This is a genomic window from Luteibacter sp. SG786 (assembly GCF_011759605.1).
Classification (GTDB): Bacteria; Pseudomonadota; Gammaproteobacteria; order Xanthomonadales; family Rhodanobacteraceae; genus Luteibacter.
The window spans coordinates 1,430,855-1,445,190 of record NZ_JAAOYX010000001.1 but is presented as its reverse complement, the minus strand read 5'-3'; the positions used below and the strand labels follow the sequence as shown (position 1 = coordinate 1,445,190).

Here is a 14,336-nt window from a genome sequence, read left to right as displayed (position 1 = left end):
GCGGCACGGGGCCAAAGACCAGAGCTTTCGTCACCGAAAGGACTTGGGCTTACCAAACCAAGTCTGCCTTTTCCGACGCGCGGAGATTAGCACGAGCCTTTCGCACACGGCAGGCCCTCGCGCGGAAAGTGCGCCCGGAATTATGCTTCTGTGGTCCTTTCAGCCACCGTCATAGCAATGATCCCCTTCTTCCCGCGTTGGATCTGGTCGTGGGCCGTGTTCCTGCCCCTGGTCGCCGGCAGCGTCAATGCCGCCGCGTTGCTGTCGTTGCATCACGGCGGGGTCACCCACCTCACGGGCATCTCCACCGAGGGAGCGATAGGTCTGGGCTCCGGCGATGTGGCGCTCCTGCTCCATGCCGTCGGCGTGATCGCGCTGTTCACCGTCAGCTGCGCATTCAGTGCGTGGCTGGCGCGCGGCCCTCGCTGGATACCGTCCGTGTCCGCAGGAACCCTCCTGCTCGCCGTGGCCGCACTGCTGGCCGTGGCCAGTTCGGTGATGGCAAGCACGCCATGGCTCGGCGTGATGATCTGCGCCGCCGCCATGGGCCTGCAAAACGGCACGACGTCCCTGGTGACGGGCGCGGTGCTGCGCACCTCGCACCTCACGGGCATGTTCACCGATCTCGGCATCGCCCTCGGGCAGCGCCTGTGGCACGGTCCTGTGGATCGCCGTCGCGTTGCGGTGTGCTTCACCGTCGTGGCGAGTTTCATATGCGGCGCCACCGGTGGAACCCTGCTCTATCTGCGCTGGAATGCCACCGCGCTGATCGTCAGCGCGGCGGTGTCGGCCGGCGTGGGCATCCTCACGCTCGCGCTGGCGCGGCGGCACGCCACGCCCGTCGCACAGGGCGGGGCGTGACGCGCGATGGTATGGTCGTGCCCCGCCGTCACCGCGAGAGCCGCACGACATGCCGAATCCATCCGCTTCCGTTCCCTTGCCCGAAACACCCGAGCGCGTCCTTCGCTTCTGGCGGGACGCCGGCTACGACCGTTGGTTCGGCCATGATGCCGCTTTCGACGCCGTGTTCCGCGAGCATTTTCTCGCCGCGCACATGGCAGCGGCACGCGGCGAATTGGATGCGTGGCTCGACAGCGCGGACGGCTGCCTGGCGCTGCTGATCCTGCTCGACCAGTTTCCCCGCAACGCCTTCCGCAATACGGCGCACATGTATGCCACCGATCCCCTCGCGCGATCCGTGGCGAGGCACATGCGCGAACGCGGCTTCGACAAGGTGTTCGATACGAACATGCGCGCCTTCTGTTACATGCCTTTCGAGCACTCCGAAGACCCCGCCGATCAGGATCTCTCGGTCGAGCTCTTCGCAGCCTTGGGTGGCCCGTTCCCCGCCTATGCCGAGACCCACCGCGACATCGTCCGACGCTTCGGACGCTTTCCGCATCGGCACCGCCAGCTTGGTCGCGACATCACCGCGGAAGAACAGCGTTACCTCGACGAGGGCGGTTTCGCCGGATGACGCGCGGGCGCGCATGAAATTGCGAGACCGGCACGTTCACGCGTGCACCATGTGTGTTTGAACATCATCGACGGTCCGACACCTCGACGGAGTCCGCGATGAGCAAGACAGTGGGAGATTTCCTCCTCGAACGCCTGAGCGAATGGAATGTCCGGCGTATCTACGGTTACCCCGGCGACGGCATCAACGGCATCATGGGTGCGATGGGCCGCGCGGCCGACCGCTTCGATTACATCCGCGTGCGCCATGAGGAAATGGCCGCCTTCATGGCCGGCGGGCACGCGAAGTTCACCGGCGAAGTCGGCGTCTGCCTGGCAACGTCGGGGCCCGGCGCCATCCACCTGCTCAACGGTCTCTACGACGCGCGGATGGATCACGTACCCGTGGTCGCCATCGTCGGTCAGCAGGCACGCTCCTCCCTGGGCAGCGATTACCAGCAGGAAGTGGACCTGCATGTCCTCTTCAAGGACGTATGCAGCTACGTCGAAACAGTGGTCAGCCCGGCCCAGTTGCGGCACGTGGTAGACCGCGCGTTCCGCATCGCCAAGGCCGAGCGTGCGGTCACCTGCATCATCGTGCCGAACGACCTGCAGGAAATGCCCGCGGTGCCCAGCCCGCCGCGCGCGCACGGCAATGTCTATTCCGGAGTGGGCGACGCATCCCCGCATCCATTCCCCTCCGACGACGAACTACGGCGCGCCGCCGACGTGCTCAACGCCGGTTCGCGCCTGGCCATCCTCATCGGCGCGGGCGCGCTGGGAGCCGGCAAGGAAGTGACTTCTGTCGCCGATAGATTGCAGGCGGGCGTGGCGAAGGCGCTTCTCGGCAAGGCGGCTCTCGCCGACGACCTGCCCTTTGTCACGGGCTCGATCGGCCTGCTGGGCACGAAGCCGAGCTGGGAGATGATGGACCACTGCGACACGCTTTTGATGATCGGCACGACGTTCCCGTATTCGGAATTCCTGCCGGAGGACGGCAAGGCGCGGGCCGTGCAGATCGACATCTCGCCGCGCAATGTGTCGATGCGTTATCCGACGGAGGTGAACCTCATCGGCGACAGTGCCGCGGTATTGCGCAAGCTGTTGCCCCTTCTGAAGCAACGGACCGACACGGAGTGGCGCGAGCGCATCGAAGTGAACGTGCGCAAATGGTGGCGCGCACTCGAACTCAAGGCCATGCAGCCTGCCTCGCCCATCAACCCGCAGCGCGTCTTCTGGGAATTGTCGTCCGCCCTGCCCGACCGCACGATCGTCACCGGCGACAGCGGCTCGCACACCAACTGGTTCGCGCGCGACATGAAGCTGCGCGAAGGCATGATGGCTTCCGTGTCAGGCAAGCTCGCGACGATGGGCAGCGGCGTGCCGTATGCCATCGCCGCCAAGATGGCCCACCCGGACCGCCATGTGCTCGCGGTGGTTGGCGACGGCGCCATGCAGATGAACGGGAACGCCGAGCTGGTCACCATCAAGCAGTACTGGAAGCGCTGGTCCAATCCCAACTTCGTCGTCATGGTGCTGGTGAACAACGATCTGAACCAGGTGACGTGGGAGCAGCGTGCGCTGGCAGGCGATCCGAAGTTCGCCGCCGCGCAGGACGTGGAACCCTTCCCCTATGCACGCTACGGCGAAATGCTGGGCTTCAAGGGCATTCGCGTGGAGCGTCCCGAGGACATCCTGGATGCCTGGCGGGAGGCGTTCAGCGCCCCCTGCCCGGTGGTTATCGAATTCGTGACCGATCCGGACGTGCCGCCCCTGCCGCCGCACATCACGTTCGCCCAGGCGAAGGCCTTCATGTCGGCATTGGCTAAACGCGATCCCGATGCGCCGGGAATGATCCGCCAGGCACTGCGGGATATCTGGGCTGGGCTCGGGGCCTGAACGGGTCGGAGGGTCCCTAGCCAACCACGTGGGCGATGCCTCATAATGCGATCAGTTCGCATTTGCATTCGCATTCGGGCATTGCCCACTGGACATCCGATGGCCCCCAAGCCGCCCCGTACCGCCTTCTCCCTCTCCCATGCCATTCGCGCCGCGCTCGCCGGCAGCCTGTTCCTTGTCGCGGCCGCGCATGCGAGCGATGCCGCCACGGCGCCTGATGCCGAGCAGTCGAAGGCGCGTGACAACACCACGACCCTGTCCGGCGTGCAGGTAGAAGCCAACCTCGCGCCGCCGACGGCCGAGTACGCCGGCGGCCAGGTGGCCCGCGGCGGGCGCTTCGGCGTGCTGGGCAACCAGGATGCGATGAACGTCCCGTTCGCCATCACCAGCTACACCGAAACCCTGATCCGCAACCAGCAGGCCCGCACGCTCGGCGACGTGGTCTCCAACGATCCGGCGGTGCGCACCGGCTTCGGATTCGGCAATTTCTCGCAGACCTTCACCATCCGCGGCTTCCAGGTATACAGCGACGACATCGCGTTCGATGGACTGTACGGGCTCCTGCCCCGCCAGCTCCTGGCGCCGGAGCTGATCAGTCGCGTGGAAGTCTTCAAGGGTGCCAGCGCCTTCCTCAACGGGATCAGTCCCGGCGGTTCGGGCATCGGCGGAAACATCAATATCGCCCCCAAGCGTGCCGAAACCACGCCCATCACCCGGGTCGGCCTCGATTGGGGTGGCGACAGCCAGGTGGGTGGCAGCGTCGACATCGGCCGCCGCTTCGGCGCAAACGATGCCTTCGGCATCCGGGTTAACGCCGTGCACCGCGACGGCAACACCGCCATCGACGGCGAACAGCGTCGCGTCACGGCGGCGTCGGTCGCGTTCGATTACCGTGGCGACAGGCTCCGGGTCACCACGGACGTCGGGTACCAGAAACAGGTGATCACCGGCGGCCGTGCCGTGGTGTACACCACCGGCATCACCTCCGTGCCGCGTGCTCCCTCGGCAAAAACCAACTACGCCCAGCCCTGGTCCAATTCCTCTCTGGAAGACACCTTCGGCGTGGTGCGCGCGGAATACGATATTGCGCCCTGGCTCACTGGCTACGTGGCCGCAGGCGCGCACCACGGCAATGAATACGGCGATTACGTGAGCCCTTCCCTGGTCGACGGCGCCGGCAATGCCACGGAAACGCGGTTCACGGTGCCGTACATCGCCGACACCGCCACCGGGGAAGCGGGCTTCAACGCGTTCTTCGACACAGGCGCGGTGAGCCATCGCGTCAACGTCGGTTTCTCCGCCCTCACCTTCCGCAAGAAGGCCGCCTACGCGGGGTCGCTGGACCCGATCCACACCAATCTCTATGCGCCGTCGTATGTGCCCGTTCCGGACTTCGCCTATAACGTGGGCCCCATCTCCGATCCCGGCGTCACCGGCCGCAACCAGCTGCGAAGCGTCGCGGTGTCCGACACGCTCGGCCTGCTGGACGGCGCCCTGGAGGTGACCCTGGGCGCACGCCGGCAGAAGCTGCACACGGTGGGTTACAACTATGCGGTGAATGGCGTCGACGGCGCGAAGAACTCCGAATACGAGCGTTACGCCACCAGCCCGGTCGTCGGAGTGAATTACCGTTTCGCCGATCAGTGGTCGGTCTATGCCAACCATATCGAAGCATTGACGCAGGGCGATCAGGCGCCGGCCACGTTCAACAACCTTCCGGTGACCAATGCCGGCCAGGTATTCGCACCGTACAAGTCCAAGCAGAACGAAATCGGCGTGAAGTGGGACGCCGGCACGGTCGGCAGCGCGCTTGCGCTATACCAGATCAAGCAGCCCAGCGCCTATGTCGATGCGTCCAACACCTATGTGGTGGACGGCGAGCAGCGCAATCGCGGTGTCGAATGGAGCTTCTTCGGCCAGCCCGTGCAGGGGCTGCGCATTCTGGGCGGTGCGAACTACATCCGCCCGGAACTGGTGAAGACGCAGGGTGGCAGCAACGACGGGAACGACGCCATCGGCGTGCCGCGGTTCCAGGCGAACGCCGGCGTCGAATGGGACATCCCCCATTCGCCCGATATCACCCTCAGTGCGCGCGCGGTACGCACGGGCCACCAGTACCTCGACGCCGCCAACGATCTGAAAGTGCCCGCGTGGACCACCTACGACATCGGCGCACGCACCACCGCGCACCTCGAAGGCGTGCCGGTCACGTTCCGCCTCACGGTGCAGAACGTGGCGAACAAGGGTTACTGGGCATCGGCAAACGGCGGGTACCTCACGCAGGGCACACCCCGCACGTTCTACGTGTCGGCAACGTTCGACCTCTGACGGCGAGGTGGCACGAGGCGGCCGGCTGCGCACGTCAGTGCGGGTCGCCGCCTCCGATGGCCTTGCACACGGCAACGTAGCGCGTGGCAAGTTGTGCGTCGCTATCGGCCTTGTCACTGCGGGCCCCCAGCAGGCTGCGCCGCGCATCGAGCGCCTCGATGTAGTTCGATTCGCCGTGTTTGTAGCGCGCATCGGCGAGCGTATCGGCATCTGCGGCGAGGCGTTCGCGTTCGGCGAGCCGTTCATTGCGCTGCCGCTCCGCGGCATAGGCGTTCAGGGCGCTGTCGATGTCGGTCCAGGCCCGGAGCACGGTCTGCTGGTACGCGACGGCCGCCTCCTGCTGTTCCAGCTTGCGCAGGCTCAGCACGCTTCGCCGGCGTCCCATGTCGAACACCGGAAGGTCGAGACGCGGACCGATCGACCACTGGCGGCTTCCCCAGTCGCCGAAGTCGCCGGTATGCAGGGATTCGAAGGCGAAGCCGGCGCCGAGCGTGATACGAGGGTAGAAGTCCGCGACGGCGACGCCGACGTTCGCCGTGGTGGCGTGCAGGCGCGCTTCGGCCTGTCGGATATCGGGCCGCCGGCGGGCCACTTCGGAAGGAAGGCCAAGGGCAAGATCGGGAAGCGCCCACGTCGTATCGCCGTCTCCCCGGGCGGCAAGCATCGCCTGCAGGCTGCCGGGCGGCTGCCCCAACAGCAGCGACAGCGCGTCCAGCGTATCCGCCTCGCGTTCCAGCAATGGAGGCAGCCTCGCCTGGAGATCGGCGAGCAGCGCCCGCTGTCGCGTCGTATCGAGGTCGCTGGCCATGCCGCCATCCGCCCGCGCCTTCATGAGATTGAAGCGTTCGGTGGCGGCGCCGATGTCCTGTCGTGCCAGCGTGATCCGTCGTTGTACGCCCCGTAATTCGACATAGCGCGCGGCGACCTCGGCCGCGATGTCGAGGCGCGCCCCGTCGAAGAGCGCACCGGCTTCGTCGACGCCCGCGTCCGCCGCCTCGACCGAGCGGCGCACCCTTCCCCAGAAGTCCGGTTCCCACGAGGTATCGAAGCCGGCTTCATAAGTGTCGAATGGCTGACTGAGGAGTTCAACCAGCGACTTGCGGCTTTCGGCGGGTGCAAGCACGTTGATCGTGCGGCTCGTCGCGCCGTTCTCGCTGGGGCGCTGCCGCTGCCCGCTGGCGTTCAGATCGACGCGCGGACCCCACGAGGCGGACGCCGCGCGCCTGCGTTCCCGGCTCTGGGCAAAGCGCAGCGCCGCGGTCCGGAGGTCCGGGCTTGCCGATGCGGCACGGGTTTCCAGTTCGTCCAGCGTGGGATCGCCGAGAGCCTTCCACCATTCGTTCGAGGGTTTTGCGTCGCCGGCGGAAGGCACGGGTTCGTGCAGCGATGCATCGCCCGCCCGTGCGGCCGTCCAGTTCGCGGGGGCGTCGGTACGCGGCGCCTTGAAGTCCGGGCCGACCACGCACCCGGCAAGCGCGACGGCGGCCAGGACGGAAAGCGGGATGACGACGGGGGTTCGCATGGGCGCACCGGTTCAGACGAGTCGGTTTCGGAAGAGCCATGCCGCGAGCGGCAAGGTGACGATAGCGATCGTGAGCAAGGGAAGGACGTCGCCCAGCACGGCACCGAGACCGGCACCCTCCAGGTACACGCGATGCACCATGTCGATGGCGTAGCGAGCCGGGTTTATCACCGTCAGCCATTGCATCGGAACAGGCATGTTGGCAATGGGCGTGGTCATGCCGGACAGAAGCACCAACGGCATCATCAGCACGAACGTGTACAGCATGGCCTGCTGCATGCTGGCCGCCATGGCCGAGATCGCCAGTCCGATGCCGACACAGGCCACCATGAAAACACACAGGGCGACATAGAGTTCGAAGAGGGAACCCGCCAGGGGAATGCCGAACCAGAACGTGGCGATCAGCAACACGAGGCTCGCCTGCGTCAGCCCGACGAGGATGGAGGGAATGGACTTGCCGATCATGATCTCCGCCGGCGTGCAGGGCGTGACCAGCAGCTGGTCGAACGTTCCCTGTTCGCGCTCGCGCGCCACGGACAGTGCCGTGAGCATGAGGGTCTGCAACATGCTCAGCACCGCGATCATCGACGTCATCATGAACCAGCGCGTCTCGAGGTTCGGGTTGTACCAGCTGCGCACATCCAGCGTCATGGGCATTCCCCCGCCCCCATGCTCCAGGCGCCAGTCGGCGTTGAACCTCGCGGCGATCTCACCCAGGTACCCCGCCGCGGTACCGGCCGTGACCGAGTTGCGCGCGTCCAGGATGAGTTGCACCGGGGTCGCCTCACCGGCGGCCAGCCGCTGCTCGAACCGCGGCGGGATGGCCACCACGAACAGGACGTCGCCCGCGTTCACGAGCGGCGCGATGTCGTGCTCGTTGCGCAAGGTGGCCACGCGGCGGAACACCCCCGAACTTTCGATCCTCGCCACCAGCCGCACGGCGGCCTGCCCGTGGTCGGCGTCGAGCAACGCATACGGCGCCTGGCGCAGGTCCAGCGTGGCGGCATAACCGAACATGAGGGACTGCACCAGCACCGGCGCGAACAGCACGATCCGACCGGCGGGATCCTTGAAGATCACCTTGAGTTCCTTGCGGCAAAGGTTCGCCACACGGAGCAGGAAGGCCAGCAGCGCGTTCATCCGACGCGCTTCCGCGTCTTCGCGCGTGCGGCCGCCAGCAGCACCACCGCGTATCCGAGCAGGATGGCGCAGTTCTTGAGGACCATCGGCCAGAGATTGCCAGCGAGGAACAGGCTCTTCAGCGTCTGCAGGAAATAGGTGGCCGGCAGCGCGCGCCCAACGCCTTGCACCACCAGCGGCATGTTGCGCAGGTCGTAGATGAACCCCGAAAGCATCAGCGCCGGCATGAAGCTCGCGATGAGCGCCACCTGGCTGGCGGTGAACTGGTTCTTTGTCACAGCCGAGATCAGCAGCCCGATGCCCAGCGCCACGAAAAGATAGAACACCGATACCAGCAGAATCAGGAGCAGCGACCCCTCGATCGGCACATGGAACAGGAAGCGGGCAGCCAGCAGGCACATGGCGAGGCCGATCAGGCCCACGCCGAAGTAAGGAATGATCTTGGCCAGAAGGATCTCGACCGGGCGCACCGGCGTCACGAACAAGGCTTCCAGCGTGCCGCGCTCCCATTCGCGGGCCATGACGAGGGCCGTGAGGAACGCGCCCACCAGCGTGGTGATGAGCACGACGAGACCCGGCACGAGGAACCAGGTGCTCGTGTTCGCCTCGTTGAACCACAGGCGCTGTTCGAGGCGAACCGAACCGATGGCATCGTCGCGCATGCCGGCACGCTGCAACGCCGACTGCACGTATCCCTGTACGGTACGCGCCGTGTTGGCGTCGGCGCCGTGCAGGATGAGCTGAAGATGCGCGTCGCCCAGGGCGAGGCGCCGCGAGAAATCGGATGGGATGCGCAGGATGCCGTTGACCTCGCGGTCCAGCATCAGCCGCTCGGCCCGGGGCATGTCGTGCACCGGCCTGGGGTCGAGATAGGGTGACAGCCGCATGCCGGCCACCAGGTCGTTGGCCGCGGGCGAGGTGTCTTCCATCACCACGGCCAGCGGCGCGTTCTTCACGTCGAAGGAAAGCCCATAGCCGAAGATCAGGATCAGCACCACCGGGAGTGCGATGCCCATCATGAGATTGCTGCGATCCCGCAGCAGTTGCTTGACCTCCTTGCGCACCAGCGCCGCCAGCCGGCGCAGGAACGCTCCGCGCCTGTCGGGCCGCGCCCCGTTCATGCGGCCTCCTGTCCGCCGCCGCGCTCACCCTTGCGGTGTTGCTGCACGATGGCGATGAAGGCCTGTTCCATGTCCAGCTGGCCCCGGGTGCCCTCTCCGGCCTGCCGGCGGATGTCGTCGGGCGTGCCGAGCGCGAGTACCTTGCCTTCGTCCTGGATCACGACGCGGTCGCAGTACTCGGCTTCTTCCATGAAATGCGTGGTGACCACGGCGGTGGTTCCACCTTCGGCCAGTGCGGTGATCCGCCGCCAGAATTCCCTGCGCGCGAGCGGGTCCGCGCCGCTCGTAGGCTCGTCCAGGAAAAGGATCTCGGGCTCGTGCAACAGGGCCGCCGCCATGGCCAGCCGTTGCCGAAATCCGCCCGGCAGCTGGCCGGCAGGCGTCCGCGACGCTTCATTCAGGTCGAACTGCGCCTTCACCGAAGCCATGCGATCGCGCAGGCGCGCGCCGTACAAACCGTACGCACCGCCGAAAAAGCTGAGGTTCTCGTCCACCGAGAGGTTGCCGTACAGCGCGAACTTCTGCGACACGTAACCGATTTCCTGCCGCGCCCGCGCACGTGCCCTGCGCAGGTCGTAGCCCGCCACACGCAGGGAACCGGAACTGGCGGGGAGCAATCCGCACAGCATGCGGAACGTCGTGGTCTTGCCTGCGCCGTTCGGGCCCAGCAGGCCGAAGATCTCGCCGCGTTCCACACTGAAGCTGGTACGGTCCACGGCGGTGAAGTCGCCGAACCGGCGCACGAGGTCGTTCACCTCGATGACCTTGCCGTCGCCCTTCTGCGTGCGAGCCACGGATGCCCCCGCGGCAGCTGCGGTGGCGAAGTCGCGATGCACCTTCGCACGCAACGCGAGCATCACACCGTCTTCGAGACTCGGCTCGACGGCCACCGCATCCTTTCCTGCCAGCGGCGCGGGAAGCGAATCGCGGTCTGCCACGGCTTCCGCCGTGCATAGCACGCGTACCCTGCCCCCACGCGGGACGGCATCCACGACGGCGCGGTCGTCGAGCAACGCGGCCTGCAGATGACGTGGTGCCTGTCCGGCCGGCGGAGTGGCGGCGAAGCACAGCCCTGCCGCGGTCTCGCGGATGGATTCCGGCGTCCCGCCCGCGAGGACGCGGCCTTCGTGCAGAATCGTCACGCGGGCGCAGCGTGCGGCCTCGTCCATGTACGACGTGCTCACGAGCACGCTCAGGTTCTCCTCGCGCACGAGCTGCTCGACGATGTCCCACAGTTCGCGGCGCGACAACGGATCGACGCCCACGGTGGGCTCGTCGAGCAGCAGCAGTTCCGGCGAACGGACCAGCGTGCAGGCCAGGCCGAGCTTCTGCTTCATGCCTCCCGAAAGCTTCCCCGCGGGCCGCCCGGTAAAGCGGCCGAGGTCGGTCATCTCCATCAGCCGCGCATACCTCGTCCGGCGCGCTTCGCGATCCACGCCGTGCAGGTCGGCGTAGAGGTCGAGGTTCTCCTGCACGCTCAGGTCGTCGTAGAGGCCGAAGCGCTGCGGCATGTAGCTGATCCGGTCCTGCACGGCCTGTGGATCGCGTGCGGCGTCGATGCCCAGCACGATCATGGTTCCCTCGTCGGCGACCATGAGGCCCGCGGCAAGTCGCAGGAGTGTCGTCTTGCCTGCGCCGTCCGGCCCGACGAGCGCGCTGATCGCCCCCGTGCCCACCTCGATCGACACCTCGTCCAGCGCGCGCACTTCGGGGCTTCCCTTCGCAGCCGCGAAGGATTTGCCTATGCCGCTGGCAACGAGGGCGTAGGCGTCGCTCATGGTTTCGCGGCCACGGTTCCCGGCAAGACCACGGTCGCGGGCATGCCGAGTCGCAGGCGATCGTCGGGATCGTCCACGTTCACGCGCACCTCGTAAACCAGGCTCGTGCGCAGGTCTTCCGTCTCGACGTTCTTCGGGGTGAATTCCGCGACCGACGCGATATACCCGACGCGACCGTCGATGGGGCGATCCGGCGCACTGTCGGTCGTGATGCGCGCGGCTTGCCCGGGCTTGATCCGGCTGAGGTTCGCTTCCGACACATAGGCGCGCACCCACTTCGGGTGGATCACCGCAAGAGCATAGACGGGCCTCTGGGGCGACGCCATGTCGCCAGGCTCGAGCATGCGGCTGCGCACGACGGCATCGATGGGGGCTTTCAACTGCGCGTCCTCGAGCGCCTGTTTCGCCAGCGCACTTTCCGCCTGGGCGGCATCGCGCTGCGCTCGTGCCTGCGCGATGTCTTCCTCCCTCGCACCGGCGACCGACAATTCGTGCGCCTTCCGGACGGCGTCCACCCTCGCGTCGGCCGCCTTTGCGTTGGCGGCGGCCTGGTCGAGTTCCTCGCGGCTCACCGCCCGGCCGCCCGTCCCCTGGCTGATCGCACGGAGCCTTTCGAGGGTCTGGCGAGCCACGCGCGCGTCCGCCTGGGCGGCACGCATGTTGGCGTCGGCCTGTGCGATTTCCTGGGGTCGGTTGCCCGCCTGAAGGCGCCGCAATACCTCGTTCTGGACGGCCACCTGCGCCTGGGCCTGGGCGAGGCGCAGGTTCAGGCTCGTGGATTCCAGCGTGGCCAGGACTTGTCCGCGCGCCACGTGGTCGCCTTCCTCCACACGCATCTCGCCGATGCGCTCGCTGACCTTGAACGCGAGGGATATCTGGCGGATATCCACGTTTCCGTGGAGAACGATGGGCGAGTCCCCGCGCGGACGCAGCAGCCACCACACCCCCACGCCCGCGATGAGGATGAGCATGACGGCGGCAACGACGACGGGCGGGCTGGGTCTGCGCATGATCGTGCTCGAAGCGGCGTTGCATGCAGTTTAGGGCCGCCGGATAAAAAGAGCAGCCGCATGCAAGTCGAACCGGCGCGCGGGTACTAGAGTGGGCGACTCAATCGTCTCGGGAGAACCACCGTGGACCACTTCGACAAGGAACGGCGCCGTTTCGTGGGTGCCACCGCCCTTGGCGTCGCCATCGCGCATCTCGGCACTGCCGGCACCGCGGCGGCATCCCCGGCGGAGGCCGCCCCTCGCGCCGGCCGTCCTCAGGGTGCCACCTCGTTTGCGCGCACCGCATCCGTGAAGGCGGGTGTGCTCGAGGTCGGCTACGCGGAAGACGGCCCGGCGAACGGCACGCCGGTGATCCTCCTGCACGGCTGGCCTTACGACATCCACAGCTATGTGGATGTGGCCCCCATCCTTGCGGCCAAGGGATACCGCGCGATCGTGCCTTATCTGCGTGGCTACGGCAGCACGCGCTTCCTTTCGCCGGACACGCCACGCAACGGTCAGCAGGCCGCGCTCGCTTCGGACGTCGTGGCGTTCATGGACGCCTTGAAGATCGACAAGGCGATCGTTGCCGGCTTCGACTGGGGCGCGCGCACCGCGAACATCGTCGCGGCACTGTGGCCGGGGCGCTGCAAGGCGATGGTATCGGTCAGCGGTTACCTGATCGGCAGCCAGGCCTTAAACGAGGCTCCCCTGCCGCCGAAGGCCGAACTGTCCTGGTGGTACCAGTTCTATTTCGCCACCGACCGCGGCAAGGCGGGCTACGCGAAGTACACCCACGACTTCGCCCGCCTCATCTGGGAGCAGGCCTCGCCGAAGTGGCGTTTCGACGACGCCACGTTCCAGCGCTCGGCGCAGGCCTTCGACAATCCGGACCACGTCGCCATCTCGATCGACAACTACCGCTGGCGCCTAGGCCTGGCACATGGCGAGCGCAAGTACGACGCACTGGAGGCGAAGCTGGCGAAACAGCCGGACATCACGATACCCACCATCACGATGGAAGGCGACGCCAACGGGGCACCGCATCCCGATCCCGCAAGCTACGCGAAGCGGTTCAAGGGGAAATACGAACATCGCCTCGTACCCGGCGGCATCGGCCACAACCTCCCGCAGGAGGCGCCGGAAGCCTTCGCCAAGGCCATCGTGAACGTCGACAGGTTCTGAGCCTGCGCCGTCCTTGCTACCATCGACTCCTTTGCGCTGCCCTCGCGCAGCGCCCGGGAACCGATCGTGGCGCATTATCCAGGCCCCCTGCTGACACGCGACCTCGCCGACGCGCTCTGCTCGGCCCGTGACACCGGAGCCGTCACGTGGAGCGGCTCGCTCGATCTCGGCCGCAGCACCGGCACGGCAACGCTCACCGCGGACCGCTGGCGCTGGCTCGAGCGCGATTACCCGTACCCCACGCGCCTGAAGGACCGAACCATCTACTACTGGGATGGCGAAGACTTCATGCCGGTCTCCCGTTTTTCCGGCTCCCTCATCAAGCTCGTGCCGACGCCGTGGGGCACGCCCACCTTCGAGATCGACGGCATCAAGATGCTCCCGACCGCGAAAGAGTCGCCCCTGGACGATGCGCGCCGCAAGGTCGCGCTCATCGAACCGCGTGGCAAGACGGTGCTCGACACCTGCGGAGGGCTCGGTTATTTCGCGGCATGTTGCCTCGATGCCGGTGTCGGCCGCATCCACTCGTTCGAGAAGAACGAGGACGTGCTCTGGCTGCGCACGCTCAATCCCTGGTCGCCCGATCCTGCCGCAGCGTCATCGGGCGGACGGCTCGAACTCACGCATGGCGACGTGTCGGCGGCCATCGCCGGCCTGGCCGATGCATCGGTGGATGCGGTGCTGCACGACCCGCCGCGCTTCGGCATCGCGGGCGAACTCTACTCGGGCGCCTTCTACGGCGGGTTGGCCCGCGTGCTGCGGCGGGGAGGCCGCCTGTTCCACTACACCGGCAGCCCCAACAAGCTCACCAGCGGCAGGGACGTACCGCGCGAAGTGGCCCGCCGTCTGGACGCGGCCGGTTTCAAGGCCGAGCTTGCCCTGGACGGCGTGCTCGCCACACGCCGCTGAGACCGCCGCC

General features: G+C 66.9%; 11 protein-coding genes. 6 read left to right on the top strand and 5 right to left on the bottom strand.

Annotated elements, in window-relative coordinates:
• Positions 1 to 177: 177 nt before the first annotated feature.
• The 4 genes from FHS47_RS06625 (at position 178) to FHS47_RS06610 (ending at position 5,682) form a co-directional block, all read left to right on the top strand.
• On the top strand, positions 178 to 861 hold the full coding sequence (locus tag FHS47_RS06625) for a YoaK family protein (protein ID WP_167024665.1): 684 nt from the start codon (positions 178 to 180) through the stop codon (positions 859 to 861).
• 49 nt (positions 862 to 910) lie between these two features.
• Entirely contained in the window at positions 911 to 1,477 is a 567-nt protein-coding gene (locus FHS47_RS06620) for a DUF924 family protein (RefSeq protein ID WP_167024662.1), read from the top strand.
• Positions 1,478 to 1,575: 98 nt separating this feature from the next.
• Positions 1,576 to 3,354 (top strand): thiamine pyrophosphate-requiring protein, encoded by a 1,779-nt coding sequence (locus FHS47_RS06615; RefSeq protein ID WP_167024659.1) that lies wholly within the window; start codon positions 1,576 to 1,578, stop codon positions 3,352 to 3,354.
• Between the two features lie 99 nt (positions 3,355 to 3,453).
• On the top strand, positions 3,454 to 5,682 hold the full coding sequence (locus FHS47_RS06610; protein ID WP_167024655.1) for a TonB-dependent siderophore receptor: 2,229 nt from the start codon (positions 3,454 to 3,456) through the stop codon (positions 5,680 to 5,682).
• A 34-nt stretch (positions 5,683 to 5,716) separates the two neighbouring features.
• Here the strand turns inward: FHS47_RS06610 and FHS47_RS06605 are convergent, their stop codons facing one another.
• The 5 genes from FHS47_RS06605 to FHS47_RS06585 are packed head-to-tail and all read right to left on the bottom strand — an operon-like array spanning position 5,717 to position 12,253.
• Positions 5,717 to 7,204: an efflux transporter outer membrane subunit gene (locus tag FHS47_RS06605; protein ID WP_167024652.1), complete on the bottom strand. Its 1,488-nt coding sequence runs from the start codon at positions 7,202 to 7,204 to the stop codon at positions 5,717 to 5,719.
• A 12-nt stretch (positions 7,205 to 7,216) separates the two neighbouring features.
• Entirely contained in the window at positions 7,217 to 8,344 is a 1,128-nt protein-coding gene (locus FHS47_RS06600) for an ABC transporter permease (protein ID WP_208381823.1), read from the bottom strand.
• Complete coding sequence (locus FHS47_RS06595) at positions 8,341 to 9,465, bottom strand: ABC transporter permease (RefSeq protein ID WP_167024649.1); 1,125 nt, start codon at positions 9,463 to 9,465, stop codon at positions 8,341 to 8,343. The genes FHS47_RS06600 and FHS47_RS06595 overlap by 4 nt, the downstream gene beginning before the upstream one ends.
• Positions 9,462 to 11,243: an ATP-binding cassette domain-containing protein gene (locus FHS47_RS06590; protein WP_167024646.1), complete on the bottom strand. Its 1,782-nt coding sequence runs from the start codon at positions 11,241 to 11,243 to the stop codon at positions 9,462 to 9,464. Before FHS47_RS06590 ends, FHS47_RS06595 begins: the two co-directional genes overlap by 4 nt.
• The gene (locus FHS47_RS06585) at positions 11,240 to 12,253 is read right to left on the bottom strand and encodes an HlyD family efflux transporter periplasmic adaptor subunit (protein WP_167024643.1); all 1,014 of its coding nucleotides are present in this window, start codon (positions 12,251 to 12,253) and stop codon (positions 11,240 to 11,242) included. The genes FHS47_RS06590 and FHS47_RS06585 overlap by 4 nt, the downstream gene beginning before the upstream one ends.
• Before the next feature lie 123 nt (positions 12,254 to 12,376).
• Here FHS47_RS06585 and FHS47_RS06580 point away from each other — a divergent pair, with 123 nt between their 5' ends.
• Together FHS47_RS06580 and FHS47_RS06575 are read left to right on the top strand one after the other, a co-directional pair.
• Entirely contained in the window at positions 12,377 to 13,417 is a 1,041-nt protein-coding gene (locus FHS47_RS06580; RefSeq protein WP_167024640.1) for an alpha/beta hydrolase, read from the top strand.
• A 66-nt stretch (positions 13,418 to 13,483) separates the two neighbouring features.
• A complete protein-coding gene (locus FHS47_RS06575; RefSeq protein WP_167024637.1) occupies positions 13,484 to 14,326 on the top strand; it encodes an SAM-dependent methyltransferase in 843 nt (280 codons plus the stop codon).
• The last annotated feature ends 10 nt before the right edge of the window (positions 14,327 to 14,336 follow it).

Excerpts from the sequence above, each read along its gene's own strand:
- FHS47_RS06625 (WP_167024665.1), top strand. The coding sequence starts at position 178 with ATGATCCCCTTCTTCCCGCGTTGGATCTGGTCGTGGGCCGTGTTCCTG.
- FHS47_RS06620 (WP_167024662.1), top strand. The coding sequence starts at position 911 with ATGCCGAATCCATCCGCTTCCGTTCCCTTGCCCGAAACACCCGAGCGC.
- FHS47_RS06615 (WP_167024659.1), top strand. The coding sequence starts at position 1,576 with ATGAGCAAGACAGTGGGAGATTTCCTCCTCGAACGCCTGAGCGAATGG.
- FHS47_RS06610 (WP_167024655.1), top strand. The coding sequence starts at position 3,454 with ATGGCCCCCAAGCCGCCCCGTACCGCCTTCTCCCTCTCCCATGCCATT.
- FHS47_RS06605 (WP_167024652.1), bottom strand. The coding sequence starts at position 7,204 with ATGCGAACCCCCGTCGTCATCCCGCTTTCCGTCCTGGCCGCCGTCGCG.
- FHS47_RS06600 (WP_208381823.1), bottom strand. The coding sequence starts at position 8,344 with ATGAACGCGCTGCTGGCCTTCCTGCTCCGTGTGGCGAACCTTTGCCGC.
- FHS47_RS06595 (WP_167024649.1), bottom strand. The coding sequence starts at position 9,465 with ATGAACGGGGCGCGGCCCGACAGGCGCGGAGCGTTCCTGCGCCGGCTG.
- FHS47_RS06590 (WP_167024646.1), bottom strand. The coding sequence starts at position 11,243 with ATGAGCGACGCCTACGCCCTCGTTGCCAGCGGCATAGGCAAATCCTTC.
- FHS47_RS06585 (WP_167024643.1), bottom strand. The coding sequence starts at position 12,253 with ATGCGCAGACCCAGCCCGCCCGTCGTCGTTGCCGCCGTCATGCTCATC.